The organism is Novosphingobium sp. THN1, from assembly GCF_003454795.1.
In the GTDB taxonomy this organism is placed as follows: Bacteria; Pseudomonadota; Alphaproteobacteria; order Sphingomonadales; family Sphingomonadaceae; genus Novosphingobium.
In genome coordinates this window covers 291817-314957 of record NZ_CP028348.1, presented here as the reverse complement: position 1 = coordinate 314957, position 23141 = coordinate 291817, and the positions used below count along the sequence as shown (strand labels likewise).

At 63.5% G+C, this 23141-nt stretch carries 15 protein-coding genes and 3 pseudogenes; 6 read left to right on the top strand and 12 right to left on the bottom strand.

All coding sequences use genetic code 11. The annotated features are described in order from the left end of the window. Positions 1-74: 74 nt before the first annotated feature. Positions 75-2345 (top strand): FdhF/YdeP family oxidoreductase, encoded by a 2271-nt coding sequence (locus C7W88_RS18535; protein ID WP_118075864.1) that lies wholly within the window; start codon positions 75-77, stop codon positions 2343-2345. A gap of 12 nt (positions 2346-2357) precedes the next feature. Here C7W88_RS18535 and C7W88_RS18530 read toward each other — a convergent pair whose 3' ends face one another. From C7W88_RS18530 to C7W88_RS18475, 12 genes and pseudogenes are all read right to left on the bottom strand, one after another. Next, complete coding sequence (locus tag C7W88_RS18530) at positions 2358-3446, bottom strand: catalase family protein (RefSeq protein WP_162896249.1); 1089 nt, start codon at positions 3444-3446, stop codon at positions 2358-2360. Between the two features lie 4 nt (positions 3447-3450). Then, complete coding sequence (locus C7W88_RS18525) at positions 3451-5703, bottom strand: xanthine dehydrogenase family protein molybdopterin-binding subunit (RefSeq protein WP_118075047.1); 2253 nt, start codon at positions 5701-5703, stop codon at positions 3451-3453. A 3-nt stretch (positions 5704-5706) separates the two neighbouring features. Continuing rightward, positions 5707-6686: pseudogene (locus C7W88_RS18520) on the bottom strand (xanthine dehydrogenase family protein subunit M). Continuing rightward, positions 6683-7218, bottom strand: a pseudogene (locus C7W88_RS18515) (2Fe-2S iron-sulfur cluster-binding protein). The pseudogenes C7W88_RS18520 and C7W88_RS18515 overlap by 4 nt, the downstream one beginning before the upstream one ends. A 144-nt stretch (positions 7219-7362) precedes the next feature. Further along, positions 7363-8724: an alginate export family protein gene (locus C7W88_RS18510; RefSeq protein WP_118075046.1), complete on the bottom strand. Its 1362-nt coding sequence runs from the start codon at positions 8722-8724 to the stop codon at positions 7363-7365. Then, positions 8721-9425, bottom strand: a complete 705-nt coding sequence (locus C7W88_RS18505) for a YoaK family protein (protein ID WP_118075045.1) — start codon at positions 9423-9425, stop codon at positions 8721-8723. The genes C7W88_RS18510 and C7W88_RS18505 overlap by 4 nt, the downstream gene beginning before the upstream one ends. Positions 9426-9464: 39 nt before the next feature. Then, positions 9465-9892 (bottom strand): annotated as a pseudogene (locus C7W88_RS18500) (DoxX family protein). A gap of 2 nt (positions 9893-9894) precedes the next feature. Then, positions 9895-11742 (bottom strand): amidohydrolase, encoded by a 1848-nt coding sequence (locus tag C7W88_RS18495; RefSeq protein ID WP_240345087.1) that lies wholly within the window; start codon positions 11740-11742, stop codon positions 9895-9897. A 98-nt stretch (positions 11743-11840) separates the two neighbouring features. Beyond that, complete coding sequence (locus tag C7W88_RS18490) at positions 11841-12086, bottom strand: DUF1427 family protein (RefSeq protein WP_118075043.1); 246 nt, start codon at positions 12084-12086, stop codon at positions 11841-11843. A gap of 33 nt (positions 12087-12119) precedes the next feature. Next, complete coding sequence (locus C7W88_RS18485) at positions 12120-12797, bottom strand: hydrolase (protein ID WP_118075042.1); 678 nt, start codon at positions 12795-12797, stop codon at positions 12120-12122. Between the two features lie 29 nt (positions 12798-12826). Beyond that, complete coding sequence (dps, locus tag C7W88_RS18480) at positions 12827-13309, bottom strand: DNA starvation/stationary phase protection protein Dps (protein WP_118075041.1); 483 nt, start codon at positions 13307-13309, stop codon at positions 12827-12829. Positions 13310-13313: 4 nt separating this feature from the next. Further along, positions 13314-14282, bottom strand: coding sequence for an alpha/beta fold hydrolase (locus C7W88_RS18475; RefSeq protein ID WP_118075040.1), 969 nt, complete (start codon positions 14280-14282; stop codon positions 13314-13316). A gap of 195 nt (positions 14283-14477) precedes the next feature. On the opposite strand from C7W88_RS18475, the gene C7W88_RS18470 reads away from it, so the two are divergent. From C7W88_RS18470 to C7W88_RS18450, 5 genes are all read left to right on the top strand, one after another. Then, complete coding sequence (locus C7W88_RS18470; protein WP_118075039.1) at positions 14478-15113, top strand: response regulator transcription factor; 636 nt, start codon at positions 14478-14480, stop codon at positions 15111-15113. 10 nt (positions 15114-15123) lie between these two features. Continuing rightward, positions 15124-18141, top strand: a complete 3018-nt coding sequence (locus C7W88_RS18465) for a sensor histidine kinase (protein ID WP_118075038.1) — start codon at positions 15124-15126, stop codon at positions 18139-18141. A 344-nt stretch (positions 18142-18485) separates the two neighbouring features. Then, on the top strand, positions 18486-18974 hold the full coding sequence (locus tag C7W88_RS18460; RefSeq protein ID WP_240345086.1) for an RNA polymerase sigma factor: 489 nt from the start codon (positions 18486-18488) through the stop codon (positions 18972-18974). After that, the gene (locus C7W88_RS18455) at positions 18971-19942 is read left to right on the top strand and encodes a FecR family protein (protein ID WP_118075036.1); all 972 of its coding nucleotides are present in this window, start codon (positions 18971-18973) and stop codon (positions 19940-19942) included. Before C7W88_RS18460 ends, C7W88_RS18455 begins: the two co-directional genes overlap by 4 nt. 116 nt (positions 19943-20058) lie before the next feature. After that, positions 20059-23097 (top strand): TonB-dependent receptor, encoded by a 3039-nt coding sequence (locus tag C7W88_RS18450; RefSeq protein WP_118075035.1) that lies wholly within the window; start codon positions 20059-20061, stop codon positions 23095-23097. Positions 23098-23141 lie beyond the last annotated feature (44 nt).

Sequence of the window (23141 nt, the reverse complement as noted above, 5' to 3'; positions counted from 1 at the left end):
AGCCTTGAGGCTCATCACTGCCGCGGTCCGTTGCAGGCGACAGCCTCCGGTTTTTGACCAAGGAAGACTTTTGCATGCCTGCGCGACCGACACCTGCAGCGGAAGCCGCCGCCATCGCCGTCCCTGAAGCTGCGGGCGGTTGGGGATCATTGCAGGGTATCGCTGCAACCGAACTTTCGCAGGCGGCAGGTCCGGGGGCCATCGAAACGCTTGCCCATCTCAACAAGCCGGACGGTACGGCTTGCACATCGTGTGCGTGGATCAAGCCGCCAACGCCCGCCGCGTTCGAATTTTGCGAAAACGGGGCAAAGGCAACACTGTGGGACCTGACCAGCGCGCGGGCCGCGCCGGAATTCTTCGAACGGCACACGGTTGCCTCGCTGCGCCAATGGAGCGCCCACGATCTCGAGAAGGAAGGCCGGCTTACCGAGCCGCTGCAATACGATCCATCAACCGACCGCTACTTGCGCACGACCTGGGACGAGGCCTTTGCCGCCATTGGCAGCACGTTGAAGCAGACGCCACCCGAAGCCATGACGTTCTATGCCAGCGGCAAGGCCGCGCTGGAGCCAAGCTATCTTTACGCGGCGTTCGCCCGGATGCTGGGGCACAACAACCTGCCTGACAGCTCCAACATGTGCCATGAAACGACGTCGGTCGGTTTAAAGAAGGTGATCGGGTCACCGGTGGGGACATGCCAGATCGAGGATTTCGATCGGTGCGACGCGATCTTCTACCTCGGCCAGAACCCCGGCACCAATTCGCCGCGCATCCTTCATCCCCTGCAGGAGGCGGTGAAGCGGGGTTGCCGGATCGTGACGTTCAACCCGCTGAAGGAGGCGGGGCTGGTGGAGTTCATCAACCCGCAAAGCCCGCTGGAAATGTTGACCGGCAAGGCGACGCGGCTGAGCCATCTGTACCTGCAGGTGCGCTCGGGCGGCGATATTGCCGCGCTGATGGGCGTGTGCAAGCACGTGCTGGCAAGAGCGGAGCATGAGCCGGGCCTGCTCGACAGCGGATTTCTGGCGGAACACACCGATGGCTTCGACGCCTTCCGCGAAAAGGTGGCCCGTACGGATTGGCCTGAACTGGAGCAGGCGAGCGGTGTGACCCGTGCCGAGATGGAGGCAGCTGGCGATGTCTATGCCGAGGCCAGCGCAGTGATCGGCATCTATGGCATGGGCCTGACGCAGCAGGTGCGTGGCAGCGAGGCCATCGGGATGCTGGTGAATCTGCTGTTGCTGCGCGGCAACATCGGCCGTCCCGGGGCGGGGTGTTCGCCGATCAGGGGGCACTCCAACGTGCAAGGCCAGCGCACCGTGGGCATCACCGAAAAGGTGGCGCTGGCACCGGTCGGGAAATACCGCGAGGTGCTCGGGCTGGAGACGCCGCAGCAGGACGGGCACAACACGCACGCATTTCTGGAAGCGCTGCTGGCCGGGCGCAACCGCGTCTATCTGGGACTGGGCGGGAATCTCGCCATGGCCGTGCCGGACCATGAGGCAGTGCATCAGGCGTGGACGCAGATGGACATGACGGTCCACATCGCCACGCGGCTCAATCACACGCATCTGCTGCCGGGCAGGGCCAGCTGGATATTGCCCTGCCTTGTCCGGTCGGAAGAGGATAATCAGGACAGCGGCAATCAGTTTGTCAGCGTGGAGGACAGCTTCAGCCACATCTACAGCTCGAAAGGCAGGCGCAAGCCGGCCAGCGAGCACCTGATGAGCGAAACGGCGATCATCTGCGAGCTGGCCAAGGCGAGCCTGCCATTCCATCCCCGGTGGCTGTGGGACGAATGGCGCGCCGATTATGCCCGCATCCGGGAACTGATCGCCCGGACCTATCCCGATCAGTTCCACGACATGGAAGCACGGATGCACGCGCCCGGAGGTTTCTACCGCGGCAACGACGCGCGCGAACGCATCTGGCATACCGCCAGCGGCAAAGCGGAGTTCACCCACCCGACGGCGTTGAACGCAGGCCCCTCAGGCGATGGCCTGCGACTGATTACGCTGCGTTCGAACGATCAGTTCAACACGACCATCTATGGCCATTCCGATCGCTTGCGCGGGCTTGAGGGCGAGCGAACGGTGGTGCTCGTCTCGCAGGCCGAGATGGCGCGCCAAGGCCTGGTCGAAGGTCAGCGGGTTACGCTGGTCACGGCGATGGAGGAAGAGCGGCGACGGGCCGTGGCCGGACTGCAAGTGGTGGCATATGACCTGCCGGACGGATGCGTGGCAGGGTATTTCCCGGAACTCAATCCGCTGGTGCCGCTGTCCCTGCGTGACCGGCTTTCCGACACGCCGGCCAGCAAGGGCATACCGGTCAGGTTCGAGACCTGACCGGAGTATCGCTTATTTCGCTACTTCGGCATTCGTGGCGAACGGACAACCGTTGACCCGGACGCGGAAGTCCGAGGAATGCTTGTAGGCGCGGCGGCGGGCGCGGTTGATCCCGCCGAGCGGCTGGTGCGCCACCAGCGCATTCCATGGCGAGAAGTGCATGGCTTCGTCGATGCGCTGCACTTTTTCGGCGGACCAGCTGTCCTGCGGTTCGATGCGCAGGGTTGCCACCTGGACGAACGGCGCGTCTTCTTCCTTCCACTCGACGCTGGCGTCTTCGATCGGCTGCTGTTCGATGTCCCGTGCAAGCTGGACCTCGAAGGCCCATTCGCCGGTGAGGCTGGCGGCATCCTCGCGGATCGTTTCGCGCAGACCATCGGGGCGGCCTGACGTGTCGATGATGGTGCCGGTCAGCGCGGTGAGTGCGGGCGAAAGCGGGCGCAGGCGGAACTTGGCAACGTGGTCGCCATAGCGGAAGGGCACGGTGCTGAAATAGGTTTCGCCCAAGGGGTGAACTTGCGGCGATCCGCCCATACCGGCCAGTGCCCTGGATTCCAGGCCGATCTTTCCGAGTGCCGAATTGATGAAGCCGAGCACGGTTGAAAGGGCGACCTTTGCGCCCTCGGCACGGTCTGTCGTGGCGGCAAGGAGCTTCAGCTTGCCGGCGAACTTGTCCGGGGTGGGCACGGCGAAGACGGGTACATTGACCATCAGGAAGTCCTGGCCTTGGCCTTCTGCGTCGGGCAGCCGGTCGCCCGGAACATGCTCGACCTTCAGCGCAAGACCACGCGGAAGGACGACGTTGTCGTCAAGAATGTCGCCGGGATTGGTCGAGATGCGCAACGCGGCGGGATAGGTGCCGGGATTGGCGAACAGGCCCTGGGCAAGTTCGGGCGGGAGATTGCCATCGATCCTGAACGTGCCTTCGAACAGGCCGTGCGCCTTGGCGTGAACTGCCCGAACCGCGCGGCCATAGTCTTCCGCTGTCGTCTCGAGAATGTGATCGAACGACTTTTTGAGGCTGGCGTCGGTTTCCGCCTCTTCGGGCTGCGGTTGTTCGAGATCGGGATGATAGCGAAGCGGCGGTGAAATCACGGGCATCCTTTCAGGCGAGTGACACGAACGGGTCGGGCATGTGGGCGGGATCGGGCAGATGGGGGATGATCTTGTCGAGCGTGAGCGGGAAGCTGCGCACGCGCGCGCCGCAAGCGTTGTAGACCGCGTTGGCTACGGCACCGGCAGCCCCGCAGATGCCCAGTTCGCCAACGCCCTTGGCTTGAAGCGGGCTGGCGGCGGCATCGCGCTCTTCCAGCAGGATCACTTCGAGCGCAGGGACATCGGCATGGACCGGCACGTGGTATTCGGCGAAATCGTGGTTGACGAGATGGCCATCGCGCAGGTCGAAGACGAGTTCTTCGGTCAGCGCACTGCCGATGCCCCAGACCATGCCGCCAAGGCACTGCGAACGCGCGGTCTTGGCATTGAGCACGCGACCGAAGCCGAATGCCCCGGTCATGCGGCGTACCCGCACCTCGCCGGTGAAGGCGTGAACGCCAACCTCGGCGAAGAAGGCGCCGTAGCTGGCTTGTGCATAATCCTTGTAGGTCTTGCCCGGCTTGATCGATCCGATTTCTGCGATATCCTTGCCGCCGAGAAGATCGGCAAGCGGGCGCTGCGAACCGGCGTGGCTGGCGATGCCATCCTTGATTTCCAATGCATCGACATCGCAGCCAAGGGTCTTGGCAATCTTTTCACGGATCGCCTCGCAGGCGCGCATGACGGCAGAACCGGTGGAAATCGCGCCGAAGCTGCCACCGGACCCTGCGCCGGGTGGCAAAGCTGAATCGCCCAGGACGACCCGCACCTTGCTGATCGGCAGACCGAGCATTTCGCCGGCGATCTGCCCCATGATGGCATAGGACCCTGTGCCGATGTCGGTCTGGTCGGTTTCGACCAATGCGGTGCCGTCTGCCTTCAGGGTGACGCGGGCTTCGGCGGGAATCATCACATTGACGCGCGCGGCGCTGGCCATGCCCATCCCGATCCACCAATCGCCCTCACGCGTCTGGCAAGGTTGAGGTTTGCGCTGGTCCCAGCCAAAGCTGGCTGCACCCTGCTCCAGCGCTTCCACCAGCATTCTCGACGAATAGGGCGTGCCCTTCACCGGGACCTTGGCAGGAAGATTGCGCTTGCGCAGTTCGATGGGATCGATGCCGACCGCTTCGGCAAGTTCATCCATCGCGGCCTCAAGGACCTGCATCCCCACGGCTTCGCCCGGAGCGCGGACCGAGCCTGCAGTCATGCGGCAGATCCGTGCGACTTCCACCTTGAGCAGACGGTTCTCGCCGCCATAGAGGAATTCGGTCGCCTGCGTGACAGGCTCGGCGAAGTCTTCGTCCGGCAGATTCGAGACATGGGCCTCGTGCCCCAGTCCGACGATCCTGCCTGCGGCGTCTGCCGCCAGGCGCACGCGCTGGCGCGTTTCGGACCGGCGCATGACTGTCTGGAACACCTGCTGGCGCGTCATCACCACGCGGACCGGGCGGCCCAGTTCCCTGGCGGCAATGGCCGCAGCCACGGCTTCATGCGTGATGCCCAGCTTCGAACCGAACCCGCCGCCGACATAGGGCGCGATGATCCGCACCTTCTTCGGCGAGATCGACAGGCAGTCGGCGATCTCCTTCACGTTGAAGGCCAGCATCTGATAGCTGCCGCGCAGGATCAGTTGATCATCCTGCCACTCGGCGATGGTCGCATGCGGTTCCATCGCGGCGCTGGCGTGGCCGGGCGTGTCGTATTCAACGTCAATGCTGAACGCGGCGTCGCGCATCGCCTGGTCCAGATCGCCACCTTCGACGGGTTTGCTGTCAGACGGTGTCTCGACCTTTGCATCCGGGCTTTCGGGATCGAGAGGCACTGGATCACCGGCGGGTTCGTATTCCACTTTCAGCGCCAGCGCCGCATCGCGCGCCTGCTCGAAGGTTTCGGCCACGACGAGTGCCACAGGCTGGGCAAAGTAATCGACGGTCTGGACATCCTGCGCCGGTGCCTTGCCCGCCGTCCCTTGCGTGGATCGGCGCACCATCGCTTCATCGGCCAGCACGGCCAGCACGCCGGGCATGGTCATCACCCTGTCCCTGTGGATGGCCTTGACCGTGCCTTGCGGAACGTCTGCCAGCACCAGCACGCCTTCGGCGCAGCCTTCGATCTTCCATTCTGCGGAGTACGTGGCCGTGCCGCTGACCTTGAGGGGACCTTCCGGTCGATCGAGCGGCTTGCCGATCACGCCCTGCTTCATGGTGTCGAGCAGGTTGCGCTTGTCCGGCGTGTTGTACATGTCGGCCAAAGTCATGCGCATGGATCAAGCCTTTCCGGTCTGGGTGGCTTCGTTGAGCGTCGCAGCCAGCGCGCGCGCGACGAGCGGAATCTTGAAGTCGTTTGCGCCGAAGCCATGCGCGTCCTTGAGCAGGACTTCGGCAGCCTTGGCATAGAGCGCGGGGCTCGGCTTTTCGCCGATCAGCACTTGCTCAACCGCAGGATCGCGCCACGGCACTGTCCCGAGGCTGCCGAAGGCGAGCGCGCAGCGTGTGATGCGACCCTGATCCATCGTCAGATCCACTGCGACAGAGACCAGCGCGAATGCATAGGACGCGCGGTCGCGCACCTTGCGGTAGATCTGCACGCCGCCGGTGGGCGCGGGGAGGCGCACAGCCGTGATGAGTTCACCTGGCTCCAGCGTGTTGTCGCGCGAGGGGCGTCACCGGGCATCCAGTGAAATTCCGCAATCGGGATCTCGCGCGCGCCCGATGCGCCTTCGACAAGGACGACAGCGTCAAGCGCCAGCATGGCAACGGCCATGTCACCCGGATATGTGGCGATGCAGGAATCGCTGGTGCCGAGCACGGCGTGAATGCGGTTGAAGCCATTGCGCGCAGCACAGCCCGATCCGGGCTCGCGCTTGTTGCAGGCCTGCGTGGTGTCGTAGAAATAGCCGCAGCGGGTTCGTTGGCAGAGGTTGCCGCCCGTCGTAGCACGGTTGCGCAATTGCGGGCTGGCACCGGCAAGGATCGCCTTGGCCAGAAGCGGCCAGTTTTCCCGTACGCGCATGTCGGCCGCGCAATCGGCATTGGTGACAAGGGCGCCGACCCTCAACCCCTCACCTTCAGGGGTTATCTCGCCAAGCTCGGTGCGGCGGATCGAAATGACCCTGTCCGGCGCAGCAATCTGCAGCTTCATCAGATCGACCAGATTGGTACCGCCAGCGATGGCAATTGCGCCGGATTGCAGCGAGTGGACCGCGTCTTCGGCCGATGCCGCGTGGTCGAGAACAAAAGCCTTCATGCCGATGCTCCCTGCGAGCCTGCGTCTTGTTCGATGACCTCCTGAAGCGCTGCAATGATGTTCGAGTAGGCACCGCACCGACACAGATTGCCGCTCATCCGCTCGCGCAGTTCCTCGACGGTCGGAGTCGGGGCTTTGGTCAATTCATCGGTGGCGGCGCTGGCCCAGCCTTCGGCAAGCTCCTGCATCATCGCCTTGGCCGAACAGATCTGTCCGGGGTGCAGTATCCGCACTGGAACCCGTCGTGCGTCACGAACGCATGCTGCAGGGCCGAGAGGTTGTCTGCCGTGCCGATGGCTTCGATCGTTTCGATCTCATCGCCTTCGTGCAACTGGGCCAGCGAGAGGCAGGAGTTCATGCGGCGTCCATCGACCAGAACCGTGCAGGCGCCGCACTGGCCATGATCGCAACCCTTCTTGGTGCCGGTCAGCCCAAGATCCTCGCGCAACCATTCAAGGAGGGTCCGTCGGGAATCCAACGGGAGTTGGTTGGGAACACCGTTTACGATGGCCACGCCGATGCTGGAACCCATGTGTGCTGACCGCCTTGTCGCTGGAATTGCGACTTGGGAACGCACCGGCTGGCGCATTGATCCGACCATGCATGGCTTTATCGGTCCGAAGGGCAGGGCATCTGCCGCTTGTCACTGTAAACGAACAAGAATTTACATGCCGATTCAGAACTTGTAGGCTGCCTCAAGACCTATCATGCGGGTTGGCAGCGCCTTGCCGGTCTGGCGCAGGAATTGTCCGGCGCTGAATACGGCCAGAGAAGCGGAAAAGGACAACTCCGGGCTTGCCTGCCAATCGAGGCCAAGTTCGAACAGGTTGCCGATGTGTCTTGCCCGAGACTTCCCGGCTGGCCGGATTATCTGGCCCGGCACGTCATAGACGCCATCATGCCGTGAAGCGCGCCAGAACGCGCCTGCCGAAAGCTCCATCGTGACCTTCCTGCCAAGGTCGAGATCGAGGCTTGGCTGGACGTTCAGGATGTTGCGGGGACCGATCGGGGTCAGTTCTCCAAAATATCGACCCTTGGGGAAAAGTGCGTTGAAGGTGCCCAGCGTGCGGTCATCGGGCGAGCGATCACCGCTGGCATAATTGGCGCGCAGGCGGATCCGCGGACGGAAGCGGGCTTCCGGGAAACTGATCGCGGTTTCCGTGGCCTGGGACCATGCCCGGATGCGCTGCCCTGCAAAGTCACCGCGCTGGATCATCGTTTCCCAGTTCCAGGCGATCCTGCCGCGATGGCCAAACAGCCGCAGCCCGAACGTATCGCGACGCTCCCTGCCGATCACGTCGCCAAAGCGGGCTGCCTGATTGCGGTATCCGATCCAGTAGGCATCGACAGCCATGCCGCTGCCCGCATTCAGCGTGGTATAGACTGCACGCAAGCGCCGCCGATCGGTTGCGCGGTCGTCGAAATTGCCCGGCCTGATCTCCACGGCGCGCAAGTCCATCAGATCGACCCGCAGTCCGCCGAACTCGGCAATCGCGCGAACGCCATCGAATGGCTGCGGGATATTCGGGCCATAGCGCGTGCCGACAAGCCGCTCCGAACCGAGCGCGACGAGCTCGCGTCCTGCGCGCAAGGTCACGCTTCGGCCTTCGGGCAGCGGCACGCGCAAATCGGCAAACCCCTGCGCAAGATCGACACCGGTCTGATCGGCAGGGCCGCTGCCGCCGTCGACGCCGCGGGCATAGCCGATGATCGGCTGGACGAAGACCCGTGCGGGTCCTGCATGCAGGTCCACCAATGGCAGGGCGCGCAACCACAGGTATCCGTCATCGGGCGCATCGCCCCAGAGCGGGTTGGCATAGCCTTCATGCCGCGCGCGGGCCTCGAGCCCCAGCGTCACTCGCACTGCGCCTGCACTGTCCAGACGCAGATTCTTCAGCCGATCCATGCCGCCATCAGCCGCGTCGAACCCCGCCCAATCCTCGTCATAGCGAAGGTTGGTCCGTTCCGGCGCGCCCTCGGCCTGCGCGCGTGCTGCCAGTGCGGACAACACGATGCCGAGCGCAAGGCGTCCGATCACTGCCGGTGCAATTCGGCCATTTGCGGATGCCGCACGAACACACAGGTCCCCACCAGCACCACGCCGCCGGTGATCAACAAGGTAGGCCCAAGGCCCAGCCAGCGGAATACCAGCGTTCCGGCCAGCGCGCCTGCAAAGATCGCCGCTACGGCTCCCACCCTTGCTGCAAGGTTGGGGCCCGTGCCTGCTGCCAGACGTGAATCCGATGCAATACCGGTAATCGTCAGGGTCAGCACGGTCGTCGTCAGATCGGGCACTTTGAGTTGGCGCACCACCGCATTGCGGAATCCCATCGCACCTGCGGCAAGACCTACGACAGCCAGTGCCTGCCATAACGCAGCCACGGCCGGTGAGCTGCGGAGCGCAAGCGATCCGGCAAGGAACAGCAACGCGCTTTCGATCGCGGCTGCCCGGACCAGCATGTGGCTCAACCGTTCGGCCTTGTTGCTGCGCCACATCCGCCCGGCGAGGACCGCGCCGAGCATGAACGCGCCAAGTGCGACGACATAGTGCCAGGCATGGAACCCCTCGGCCCCCGCTGTGGCAAAGGCGAGGAACACCACGTTGCCGGTCATGTTCGCGGTGAACACCTTGTCCATGCCCAGAATGCTCGCCGCGTCGACCATCCCGGTAGTGGCGGACAGAACCAGCAGCAACCGGAACAGCGGCGTGGGAGTCTTGAGGGGTACGCTTTCGTTCATGTCTTCTCCTTGGCGCACCCACTGAAGTCCTGACGCGGCTCAGGGACGACCCTGTCGTCGCGCATGCTCGGCGACGAGCGCGGCCAGGATGAAGCCACCCACCAGCCCGACATGTTCGAAAAAGGCATTGGTCGCGAAGAAGCGCTCCTGCCCCTCCATCGTCCAGAAGGCATTGGCGACGAAAGCGGCCAGCAATGTGAACACGCCGAGCATGCCTGCGCCCAGCCAGACGAAGCGCCCCAGCAGGATCAGCAGCGGCCCGATGATTTCCACCGCAATGGTGAGTGCCGCCCAGACCGCAGGCGGGGCCATCCCGAAGTGGGCCTGTTCCGCCACGGCCCCGGCCAGTCGGTCAGCTTGGCCAGGCCACCCACAAGGTAAGCCCCCACCAGCAGCAGCCGCGCCAGGAACCATGTCGGCGGCCAATCGAGGATCGTGTGGATCAAGCGGGGTTCGGGATAGCGCATCGTCAGACCGCCCAGCAGCCACAGCCGAGCGCGCCCCAGAAGCTCTGCACGTCTGCGGCCGGAACGCTCGCGCCAAGGGCAGAGGCATGATCGTGCCCGTGGACGCCGCAAGCCGATGCACAGCCGCATGCGCTGGCCAGCTTCGCTGCCGCTTCGGGTTCCCGGTAGTAGCCACCGAAGGTCCTGACCGGCGACCAGTCAGGCATTGGCGCGGGCAGGGCAGGGGCCAGCGAGCCGAAGTCTTCTTCGCCATGGACCACCTTGCCGCCCAGCAGCGTCAGCACGGCACGGATATGCGCAATGTCGCGTTCGGGCACTGCGAAGTAGTCCGCTGAAAGCAGCGCGCAGTCCGCAAGCTGGCCCGGCTTGATCTGGCCCTTTTTCCCGACTTCGCTGGAAAACCAGGTGTTCTCGTGCGTCCACATCGCCAGCGCCTTTTCGCGGCTCACGCGGTTTGCGCCGGGATAGAGGGCGAGGCCGCCCACGGTGCGTCCGGTGACCAGCCATGACAGCGAAACCCACGGGTTGTAGCTGGCAACGCGCGTCGCATCCGTGCCTGCGCCGACCGGAATGCCGGCGGCGATCATTCGCGCGATCGGCGGGGTGCGTTCAGCGGCGCGGGCGCCGTAGCGCTCGACGAAGTATTCGCCCTGATAGGCCATGCGGTGCTGCACGGCGATGCCGCCGCCCAGCGCGGCGATACGGTCGATGTTGCGCTCGCTGATCGTCTCGGCATGATCGAAGAACCAGTTGATGCCGCTGAGCGGCACGTCGCGGTTGACCTTCTCGTAGACGTCGAGCGCCCGACCGATGGTTTCGTCATAGGTCGCGTGCAGGCGCCAGGGCCAGCGGTTCTCGGCCAGCAGGCGGATGACGGGTTCGAGATCGCCTTCCATCGAGGGTGGCATGTCGGGCCGGGCAACGCGGAAGTCCTCGAAGTCGGCGGCGGAATAGACCAGCATCTCGCCGGCGCCGTTGTGGCGATAGGTGTCGTCCCCCTGACCCGGTGTGACCTGCTTTACCCACCCGGCGAAATCCGCCAGTTCCTCCTTCGGCTTCTGGGTGAACAGGTTGTAGCTGATGCGCACGGTCAACTGCCCGTCATCGTGCAGCTTTTCGATCACGTGGTAATCGTCAGGGTAGTTCTGGAACCCGCCGCCCGCATCGATCACGCTGGTCACGCCCAGCGAATTCACCTCGCGCATGAAGTGGCGGGTGGAATTGATCTGGTAGTCCTCGGGCAGCTTCGGTCCCTTGGCCAGCGTGGAATAGAGGATGGTGGCGTTTGGTTGCGCCAGCAGTAGCCCGGTGGGATTGCCGGCAGCATCCCGCACGATCTCTCCGCCGGGAGGGTTGGGCGTGTCCTTGCCATAGCCCACCACGCGCAGCGCTGCGGCATTGAGCAAGGCGCGGTCGTAAAGGTGAAGGATGAACACCGGCGTATCGGGCGCAACGGCATTCAGTTCGGCCAGCGTCGGCAGGCGCTTCTCGGCGAACTGGTGCTCGGTAAAACCGCCAACGACGCGCACCCACTGCGGCGCGGGCGTGCGGTCAACCTGCGCCTTGAGCATCGCCATGGCATCGGCGAGCGTCGGCACGCCGTCCCAGCGCAGTTCCATGTTGAAGTTCAGCCCGCCCCGGATGATGTGCATATGGCTGTCGATAAGTCCGGGGATCATGCGGCGGCCTCGGGCGTCGATGACCGTTGCGTCGGGCGCAGCCGCCCGCACTTCCTGCTCGGAGCCAACCGCCAGAAAGCGCCCGTCGCGGATCGCCACGGCTTCGGCGCGGGGGTTCTCGCGGTCGAGCGTGGTGACGAGGGCGTTCACGATGATAAGGTCGTCACGCATGGGCTGGGGCTTTCTGTCTTTGGCGCGGGCAAGGCCGGGAATCAGGGACAAGGCCGAGGCACCAAGTGCCCCGGCCAGGGTCTCGCGGCGACTGGCGCTCATGGCTGGTCATCCGGCGCAGGCGGCAGGCCAGTCACCCGTTCCGCGCAACTGGTCTTCCAGAACAAAGCGACCTCCTGCCCATGGATCACCCGTTTCGCCAGCGGCACGGCCTGTTCGCCCAGCAGCATGCCGAGCAGTCCCAGCAGCGCGATCGCGGGAGGGGCGGGCGATCGCGTGCCGAGCAGGCTGTAGAGGGCACCGACCAGCAGTCCGATGCCAAGGGCGGCGAGATAGGGCTTCATGGGCAGGAGGCTCCCGATTGGGCCGGTGAGGGATCAGTGGCCTTCGGGGTGGGGTGCTTCGTGCGGGAAAGCGCCGCGCTGCGGGGCCTTGTGGACCATGGTGTAGGCATAATCGACGCCCATGCCGTATGCTCCCAGATGCTCGCGCACGATGTCCATCACGCCATTGTAGGTATCGCGATGCGCCCAATCGCGCTGCAGTTCGAGCAGGGCATTGATCGTGGTGAGCGATTGTGCGCCAGCCTGTTCCATGCGCCGCACGGCAGCGTCATGCGCTTCCTGCGAGGTTCCGCCGGAGGCGTCGGTAACGATGTAGATCTCGAACCCTTCCTCGATCGCGCAGAGCGTGGGGAACAGCAGGCAGGCCTCGGTCCACAGCGCGGCGATGACCAGCTTCTTCTTCCCGCTCGCCTTGACCTGCGCGACGAGTTCATCGGAATCCCACGAGTTCATCGAGGTGCGCTCGATCGGCTTCTGTTGCACCACGTCGAGCAGTTCGGGCCAGATATAGCCCGAGAAACTCTCGGTCTCGACCGCGGTCAGGATGATCGGCACGTTGAACAGCTTGGCCGCCTTGGCCAGGGCCACGGTGTTGTTCTTGAGCGTCTGCCGGTCGATGCTGGTGACGCCGAACGCCATCTGCGGCTGGTGGTCGATGAAGATGAACAGCGTATCGTCAGCGTTGATCAGCTTCTGGGAACGGAAGGACATGGGAATTTCTCCTGACGGGGTTTGGGGGTTCAGTGCGCCTGCAGATGCGCTTCGAGGAACCAGAGCTGCTTGTCGGTCTCGCGCGAGACTTGCGTGAACAGATCGGCCGTATCGGCATCGCCGATGACGCCCGCCTGATCGATCGCCTCGCGCATCGCCTTGCCGAAGGCGCCAAGGCTTGCGCTGAGGGCCTTGAGGTGCGCCTCGCCGCCCGTGGCCTCCAGCGGATAGCCATAGAGCGTGGTCGCAGCGGCGGTGGTGGTCACGCGTCCGTCGGCCACATGGCCGAGCGTGGTGATGCGCTCTGCCAGCAGATCGACGAACTGCTCGATCTCGTCGTGCACGGCGTCGAACAGCTGGTGCAGTTGCAGGAAGTGCGGTCCCTTGACGTTCCAGTGCGCCTGCTTGGCCTGTGCCTCGAGGTCGAGCGCGTCTGACAGGCGGGCCTGCAGCAAGCCGCAGGCCTGCTTGCGCACGTGTTCCGAAAGGTCGATGCGGCTGGAGTAGCTCATCGCCTCAAGCCTTGATGAAGGCGAGAAGGTCGGCGTTGATCATATCCGGATGGGTCGAGGCCATGCCGTGAGGCAGGCCCGGATAGGTCTTGAGCGTACCCTTCCTGACCAGCTTGATCGCGAGGTGCGCCGAATTGGCAATGGGCACGATCTGGTCGTCCTCGCCATGCATGATCAGCACCGGCACATCGATAGCCTTGAGATCTTCGGTGAAGTCGGTTTCCGAAAAGGCCTTGATGCAATCGTAGTGCGCCTTGGCACCACCCATCATGCCCTGCCGCCACCAGTTGTCGATCAGCCCCTGGCTGACTTTGGCACCGGGACGGTTGAAGCCGTAGAACGGCCCGGTCGGCACATCCTGGAAGAACTGCGCCCGATTGGCGACCAGCGCGGAACGGAAGCCGTCGAACACTTCCATTGGCAATCCGCCTGGATAAGAGGCTGTCTTCAGCATGATCGGCGGAACTGCGCCGATCAGCACCGCCTTGGCCACGCGGCCGGGCCGGGCGCGGGCCACATAGCGGGCAACTTCGCCACCGCCCGTGGAATGGCCGATATGGACGGCGCCACGCAGGTCGAGGTGATCGGTCAGCGCGGCAACGTCTGCCGCATACGTGTCCATCTCGTTGCCCGTGTCGGTCTGGGACGAACGGCCATGCCCACGCCGGTCATGCGCAATCACGCGGAACCCCTGCTGCAGGAAGAACATCATCTGGTTGTCCCAGTCGTCTGCGCTCAGCGGCCAGCCGTGATGGAACACGATCGGCTGGGCGTTTTTCGGCCCCCAGTCCTTGAAAAAGATCGTCGTGCCGTCCTTGGTGGTGATCGTACCCATCGTGCGTTCTCCTGAAGCGGGCGTATTCGTGGCAAAGGCGATGCCGGGCAGCGTAGTCAGTGCTGTCGCAACCGTGCCGGCAGCCAGAAATCCACGTCTTGGCAAAGTGATAGGTGGTTGGTCCGCTCTGTCGGTCATGTCGGGCGCCCCTCGTTACCTCACGAGAATGATCCGCATTTGCCGCGCCGGATACACCCGGTCGGGGGGGCGTGACGGCCCGCTTTCGGGTGGCTACCCACCACCGCCGCGTCGTGGTAATCTTCGGCGCAGGGACAAACACTTGCCGCTGCCCGGTCGGGCTCGGGCAACGCTGCCAGAGGGCAAGATACGCGCATGTCAGCCGGGAATGCTGCCCCGATACGCATCCTGATTGCCGATGATCACCCCATCCTGCGCGAGGGCATTTGTGCGATCATCGCCTTGCAGACTGACATGGAACTGGTGGGCGAAGCGGCAAACGGCATCGAGGCCGTGCGGCTATACGAAGAATTGCGCCCCGATGTGGTTCTGATGGATCTGCGCATGCCCGAAATGACGGGCGTCGAAGCCATCGTGAAGATCCGCGCTGCACATCCCGATGCCCGGATCATCGTGCTGACCACCTACTCGGGGGATGCAAAGGCGCTTGAGGCGATGCGGGCCGGGGCGGCGGGATTTCTGCTGAAAAGCAGTCTGCGCCGCGAATTGCTCAACGCGATTCGCGTTGTTCATCGCGGGCAGCGCCATCTTCACCCCGATGTTGCGCAGGAGATAGCGCTGCACGCCATCGAGGATCCGCTCAGCCCGCGCGAAGTGGAAATCCTGCAGATGATCGCGGGCGGCCATTCCAACAAGCAAGTGGCGTGGCGGCTGGGCGTGGCCGACGAGACGGTGAAGTCGAACATCAAGAGCATTTTTGCCAAGCTGCATGTCAGCGACCGCACCCATGCCGTGACCACTGCGGCCAAGCGGGGCATCATTGAGCTTTGACTTCAGAGTCATGCAGGTGTGGCGCCTGGTGCTGGCAGGGCTGTTCGCCTTGCTTGTCGTGCCGCTGTCCGGTGCAGTTTCCGAGCCACAGCCGGATGCACCCGGCGCGCCGCTACGCGGCTTCAAGCTGCGTCACTGGTCGGTCGAAGAAGGGGCGCCAAGCCGCATCAACGCCATCACCCAATCTCAAGACGGCTTCCTGTGGCTGGGCGGCGTGGACGGGTTGTTCCGCTTTGACGGGCTGACTTTCGAACGCATCGGACCTGCGCCTGCCGCGCCAAATCGTATCGTTGTCGCCCGCCTGCTGGCGGCGCGCGATGGCACGATCTGGATCGGCCTTGCCCGTCGTCGCGGCATGCTCGTCTGGCGTGGCGGCAAGCTGATCGACCCCGGCATGCCCAATCCTTCGCGCGAGGTGAATGACATTGCGCAGGGGCCGGACGGTGCGATCTGGGTAAGTCGCGGGGGGCGCAGCGAGACGTCGCTTGCCCGGTGGCACAATGGACAATGGACCGAGTTCGACGCACGCTCCGGCTTGCCGGAAAAACCTGTGTGGAATCCGTTGTTTGCGCGCGATGGAACGCTGTGGCTGACCACCGAGGAGGCCGTCTATCGCAAAGTTGCCGGCCAAGACCGCTTCGAACCCACCGGGATCGTGACACTGCCGCGCGCAACGCTGGCCGAAGGGCCGGATGGCACGATCTGGCTGACCGAAAAGGAACAGACCCGCGCGATAGCCCGGGCGGGCCGTCTGATTGCCGATGGGCCGCGCTTTGCCACCCCGTTTGGCATCCGCACGCTGTTCGACTCCCAAGGTCACATGTGGGGCGCGACCTGGAGCGATGGCGTCTTTCGTGTCGAACACCCTGAACGGGCGATGCATTCCGGGAGAGATGGCTTGCTGCAACGCCTGAACACGGGCAACGGACTGCTGTCCGATCCCGTGCGAGCCCTGTTCGAGGATCGCGAAGGGAACATCTGGATCGGTGGGGAGATGGGCCTCAACATGCTGCGCCGCGTGCCGGTGGTGACAGCGGCAGGCATTCCATCGAACCCGGCAACCAACCATATGCTGGCAGCAGACAGGGACGGTGTGGTCTATATTGCCGACGACCATGCGCTTTACATGGTTCGGCCAAAGGCTGATCCTGCGCGTGTTCTCAAGTCGGTTCCCATCATCGAAGCGATCTGCGCCGCGCAGGGCGAGGGCATCTGGGTCATCCAGCGCGGCAGGGCGCTGCGGCTGCGGTCCGGCCGGGTACAGCAGACCTTTGCCTTGCCCGACACTTTCGCTGCCAACTCCTGCGGCGAGGATCGCAGTGGTCGCCTGTGGCTGCCTGCATTGCAGAAGGGTCTGTTCGTGCTGGAGCGCAGCAAGACGCAAGCCTTTGCAGGGGTTGCCGGAAAGGATCAGTTGCCGGGCAACGTGGCGATCATGGCCGATGGAAGAGCGGCAATTCACTTTCGCGGGAAAATGCCGGCCAGTGCGGCGCTGCCATTTCTTGCGCTGACCGACAAGTCCGTGCCGAGTGACGGTGTCGAAGGCCTGCTGGCGGGGCGGGATACACTCTACACCAGCGGCGCTGCCGGGCTCGCCGCACCGCTTCTGCGGGGGCAGCCGCTCCTTTCAGCGGTTCAATACCCTTGGGCGAGTTCGCTAAACGGCATTGTGCAGACTGCAGCGGGCGACACGTGGGCCATCGGCGATCTGGGCGTGTTGCGAATGCGTACGGAGGATTTGGGCAAGGCACTGGCGCGGCCGGGCACGCCGTTGCCCTACCGGGTGTTCGATTTCCGCGATGGCCTGGCCAGTTTCGTGCAGAAGTCTTCGGGACAGCAGATCGTTGCCGGGGGTGACGGCCGGATCTGGTTCGCCACACGCGGCAATGTATCGAGCATCGATCCCGCGACGATCCGCCCGAACTTTCGCCCGCCCGACATCGTCATAAAGGGCTTCCGGACCGAACCTGACAGTTTCGTGCCAGGCGCGAAGGCAACGATACCGCCCGGCACAAGCCAGGTGGAAATCGAATACACCGCGACAAGTCTTGCCACGCTGGACAGGGTACGCTTCCGCTATCGCCTGCAGGGCATCCAGCCGGCATGGACCGATGCGGGCAGCCGCAAGGTGGCGGTTTTTCCGGGTCTTGGCCCCGGCACCTACCGCTTCGAGGTGCAGGCAGCGAACGAAGACGGCGTTTGGAGCACACGCCCGGCAATTGCCGAGTTCACCATCGAGCGTGCCTTTCACCAGACGTGGTGGTTTCGCGTGCTGGCTGCAAGCGCTGTGCTTGGGCTGCTGTACCTCATCTATGACCTGCGATTGAAGCAGGTGAGCGGCCGCATCCGCAACCGCATGGGAGCACGAAACGAAGAGCGCGAGCGGATTGCGCGGGAACTGCACGACACCATGATCCAGGGTGTGCAGGGTCTTATCCTGCGCTTTCAGGCCGTAGCAGACCGCTTTGCCGACGATGCAGCGGCACAGGCCTTGCTCAACCCGGCGCTCGAACGCGCCGAAGAGATGCTGGTCGAGGGCCGGGAGCGCGTATCGGGCCTGCGGCGCTCTCGCGTCAGAGATTTTCAGGAAGAACTCGCCAAGCTCATGCGCAGCGAAATCTATCCTCAGGACCTGATCGCGCCGCTGAGCGTCCAGCGGCGGCCTCGTACGATTTCCGACGGACTGTTCGACGATTTGCTGGCTGTGCTGGGGGAAGCCCTGAACAATGCGGCCTGCCATTCCAGGGCATCACGCATTGAAGTGGGCCTGCGCTATGGCCGCTGGGAGTTTTCTGCTTACGTCCGCGACAATGGCATAGGCATGAGCGCAGAAATCCTCGAGAAGGGTTCGCCGAAAGGTCACTTTGGCGTTCTTGGCATGCGTGAGCGGATGCTGACAATCGGCGGGAAGCTGAGAGTGGAAAGCGCAGAAGGGTTCGGCACCGAGATCCGGCTGACCTTGCCGGCGAAGGTTGCCTACAGTTCGAAACGGGTTCGCACTGCCGAGGCGTTTTCGATAACTTCGTAGGGTAACTTGGGGCCATGTTCGGCAAGAACCACCTGACGTCGGCGTGGCAGCCGAGCATCGTCGAGAACATGCTGCAAGTGCGAGCGGTCCGCCCAGCTGCGACAAGTGGCAACCGCCTCGCCTATCCTCGGGTCCTCCTCGCAAAAAAGTTGTCTTCCTGAGGAAGGATTTGTCCGCGCCGTGCCTCTTGTATCGTACAAGGCCAGAAAACGGCCGCACAGGAGGATGCTACGAGAGGCGAGGCGAACACGGAGCTGGCGAAGCGTCGCCAGAGGGCAACGTGGGTTGCGCAACAGCTGCTGCCGCATGAGCGACAGGTCAGGGGCTGGCTTGCGCGCTCCCGCTTGCCCGGCGAGGAGATCGACGAGGTCATGCAAGAAGCCTACTGCAGAATTGCGATGCTCCCGGCGGTCGATCACATTGAGCATCCGGTAGCGTACCTGTACTCCGTAGCCAGAAACCTTGTCTTGCGCCGCATCAAGCGGCAGCAGATCGTCATGCTCGACGTCGTTGCCGACATCGAATGCTTCAGCGATGATTCTCTGCAATCTCCGGAACGTCAGGCCGAGAGCCGCATGGACTACCAGCGGGTCCTCGCCATCATTGCCGGGCTGCCGGAGCGTTGCCGGCAAGTGGTTGAGCTGCGCAAGCTGCAGGGCTGGTCCCAGAAGGAGATTGCCGCGCATCTCGGCATCACCGAAAAGGCGGTGGAGAAGCAGATCTGGACCGGGGTCCGGGCAGTCCGTCAGGCGTGGCAGCAGACCGAGGCGGAAGTCGACGCCCTGATCAGCGGTTCGGCACTATCCACCGAACGGCGTGGAGGCCGGGCATGACTTCGCAAGCGAGCGGCGCCCGATCTTCAGACGAGGACTTCATCGCGCAGCAGATCGCGCGAATGGACTCCGGCGCATGGACCGCAGCGGACGAGGCTATGCTGCAAACTTGGCTCGACGAGGTTCCCACCCGTCGCGGCCTGTTGTTGCGCATGGAGGCCCAATGGGTTGCACTGGATTCCGCTTCGGCCGAGGCAGACTCCACGGTTGAAGAGCCGGCCGCGCCGGTTGCGATTTCCTCCTTCAGTCGCTGGACCCGACGCGGTTTGATGGGCGCTGCCGCCGCTTCGGTGGTTGGCGGATACCTTGCTTTCCGACTGGGAGACGGTGCGACCAATTTCGAAACCCGGGTGGGCGAGATCCGGCGGCTGCCACTGGCCGACGGTTCGGTGATGACGATGAATTCTGCCAGCCAGATCAAGGTCAACCTTGCGCAGGACGTCCGCCAGATCGCCCTGCTTCAGGGCGAGGCCTGGTTCGAGGTTGCCAAGGACGCCAAGCGCCCGTTCATTGTCCAGGTCGGCGATGTGCAGGTCCGCGCTGTCGGCACGGCGTTCTCGGTCAGGACCCGGGGAACGGCTGTGGAAGTGCTTGTAACCGAAGGCGTGGTGGAGACTTCCGCCCGGCACGACAGCAAGTTGCAGCTGACCCTGAAGGGAGGCGATCGGGCGATTGTCGGCGCAAGTGCGCTGGTCGATTTTGAAACCGGCCAGTCGACCAACGTCGACCGCGCGCTGGCTTGGCGCAGCGGAATGATCGACCTGAACGGTACGCCACTTTCCAGCGCCGCCGAGGAATTCAACCGCTATAACCAGCGTCAGATCGTCATTGCCGATCCGGCGATAGCAGCCGAACAGTTTGACGGTCTGTTTCGGGTGAATGATCCGGATGGTTTTGCAGAAGCGGTCAAGGCCAGCCTTGGGGTTAGCATCAACACCACAGAGCCCGGGATCATCAGAATAGAGTGAGGCAGCCGGAAAAAAGATCGGAAGTAAATCTTTTTTGGAAGGATTTCCGTTTCTGGGTGCTCTTGTTTGCACAGGCATAAGCAAAAGCCTGGCAAGCCTGAATATGGGAGGGAATAATGTCGGTTTCGAGAAATCTACTGCTTGCTTCGTCAGCTATTGTTTGCGCGATCTCTTCGCAAGCTGAAGCTGCTGCGCAGACCCGGCAGTTCTCCATCGATGCACAACCAGCCGAAACGGCGATCAGCATCCTTGGCCGACAGGGCGATGTTCAGGTCATTGCCGCCAGAAAGATCACGCGCTCGATCCGCACCAATGCCGTGCGTGGCGAAATGAGCGTTGGCGAAGCGCTCAATCGGCTGCTTTCAGGGACGGGCCTCGCCGCACGCCAATTGGGCAACGGATCCTATGCCATCGTTGCGAGAAATCCGTCGACCACGGTGACGTCTCGGCCTGTAGCCCTGACCCGCGCCTCGGCTTTGACGCCGGCTGGCGAGATGACACCGGTGGCCGCCGCTGCCGCGCCCCAAGCTGCGGCCGAAGGGGCGATGCAGGATGCTCCCGTCCAGCAGCCGGAAATCGTGGTGAGCGGCTTTCGCGGCAGCCTTGTTCGCGCCCAGGATATCAAGCGGAAGTCGATAAACCTGACCGAGAGCATTCTGGCCGAAGACATGGCCAAGATGCCGGACCTCAACCTTTCGGAGTCGATCCAGCGCCTGCCCGGCGTGGCGATCTCCCGCGAAGGTGGCGAAGGGCGCAACATCACCTTGCGCGGTTTTGCCCCGGATTTCACGCGCACAACGCTGAATGGAATGGAGGTCCCTGCCAGCAGCGACGGCCTGGATTCGGGCGGCTTCACCATCAATGCCGGCCGTGCGTTCGACTTCCACATCTTCGCATCGGAGCTGTTCAACCGGGTCGATGTCCAGAAGACGCAGCGGGCATCGATCGAAGAAGGCGGTATTGCCGGTACGGTCGATCTCTATTCGGCAAAGCCGTTTGATTTCAACAAGCCGCAGGCCGTGATCTCGGCACAGGGCGGCTACAACTCGATCACGCGCAAGGTCGACCCCCGCGTCACCGCCATGCTTTCCGACCAGTTTGCCGATGGCAAGGTCGGCGTGCTGGTGTCTGCCGCCTACTCGGAACGCACTGTTTATCAGGAAGGCTTCGGTTCGGTCCGCTGGACATCGCCGTTCGTCAATGGCGACAGCTGGGCCGACACCAATCCCGTCGTGTCCGGAACGCCGGTCGACTGCCCTGCCGCCGACAACCTGGACTGCCTGTGGGCACCGCGGCTGCCGCGCGCCGACTTCTTCGGCAACAACCAGAAGCGCCTCGGCCTGACCGGCTCGCTGCAGTTCCGTCCGACGGACACCCTGGAAGTGAGCTTCGACGGGCTCTTCTCGCGCCTGGAGAACGACCGCCTCAGCTACAACTCGATGGAGTGGCTGCTGACGCATGGCCCGGCCGGGAATTTCGTCGGCCAGACGCCGCGTTCGTTCAAGGTTGCGCCAGACGGCAAGCAACTGATTGCCGCCTCGTTTGACGATGTCACCTCGTGGTACGAAAGCCGCCATCAGACCTCCGTCTCGAAGTTTCAGCAGTACGTGGCATCGGCCAAGTGGCAGGCTTCAGACAACCTCAAGCTGGATGTCATGGCCGGCAAGGCGCGCGATGCGGCCGATCGCGAGGAGCTGCGCTTCTATGCCCGCTCGGTCCCGCACTTCTACTCGTATGACTTCTCGAAGAGCCAGGACGTGCCTGTCCTGAGCTATGGCAATTACGATCCGAACAATGCGGCAAACTTCGTCAATGCGCTGACAGCGGCCAATCGCCTGAACAAGGTGATCAAGGACAACTTCACCACCAAGGGCAACCTTGTCCTCGAGGCCGGCAACATCACCGCTCGCACCGGTGTGGCCTACAGCCGCCGGTCGGTTGCCTACTCCGAAGCGCAGGGCAACCTGCCGAGCTTTGCGCCGCAGTCCTACCTGCAGGCATTCCCGATCTCGAATTTCGGCAAGGGCGTGGTGTCGGGCGGCCTGCCGACATTCGCCGTCTTCGACTTTGACAAGGTGGCTTCGTCCAACCTCATCTCGGACAATTATACGCCCAATACGGCTGCCGGCTGGGAAGTGATCGAGAAGACGCTGGGCGGCTATGGCGAAGTCACCGGGGAGTTCGATCTCGGCGGCATGGTCCTGCGCGCCAACGGCGGTGTCCGTTACGTGAAGACCAATATCGATTCACGGGCGACCATTGCCGGTTCTCCGGTTTCGGTGAAGCGCAGCTACGACAATTTCCTGCCGTCGCTCAATCTGGCGCTGAACCTCACGCCCGACATCGTGGCGCGAGCCGCTTACGCCCGCTCCATGACGCGGCCGGGGCTGGGCTCTCTCAACATCGCCGCCCCGACCTTCGAATATACGACAAGGACAGTCGGCAATCTCGGCAATCCGGACCTCAAGCCGTACCTTTCCAACGATTACGACGTCGGGCTGGAATGGTACTTCAGCAAGGGTGGCCTCGTCGCTGTCGGCCTGTTCAAGAAGGATATCATCAGCTCGCTCAGCACGGCGGTGGTGACCAAGCCGGTGCCGCAGGAATACTGGCAGGCAATCTATGCCGATCCCCGCTACGACGCCTCCTACAACGCGGACCCCGCCAAGGTTCCCTACACCTTCTTCCAGGCGGTCAACACTCCGGGCGGCAACAGCGTAAAGGGTGTCGAAGTTACGCTCAACGCGCCGTTCACGTTCCTGCCGGGCGTCCTGTCCTACTTCGGCGTGGCATCGAACTACACCCATGTATCCGCGCGGGATTCAACGGGACTTTCGCCCAATTCCTACAATTTCACGGGCTATTTTGACACCGGTAGCATGGGGGTTCGCGTTTCCGTCAACAAGCGCGACGACTATCTGCTGAGTGAACCGGGCGGAAACGGCCACGTTCAGGAGCGCAAATATGGTCCGACACATGTCGACCTGTCGGCCTATTACAACATCACGCCCAAGTTGACCCTGACGGTACAGGGCATCAACATCACGAACGAGAAGGAGCGGATCTACGGCACTGGCGATGGCAGCCAGTATCTGGTGCGTGAGTTCTCGCGGACGGGTGCGCAGTGGTTCGTCGGAGCGCGCTACCAGTTCTGACGATGACCGGGCCGTCCGCAAATCCCCTCGCGGGCGGCCCCCTT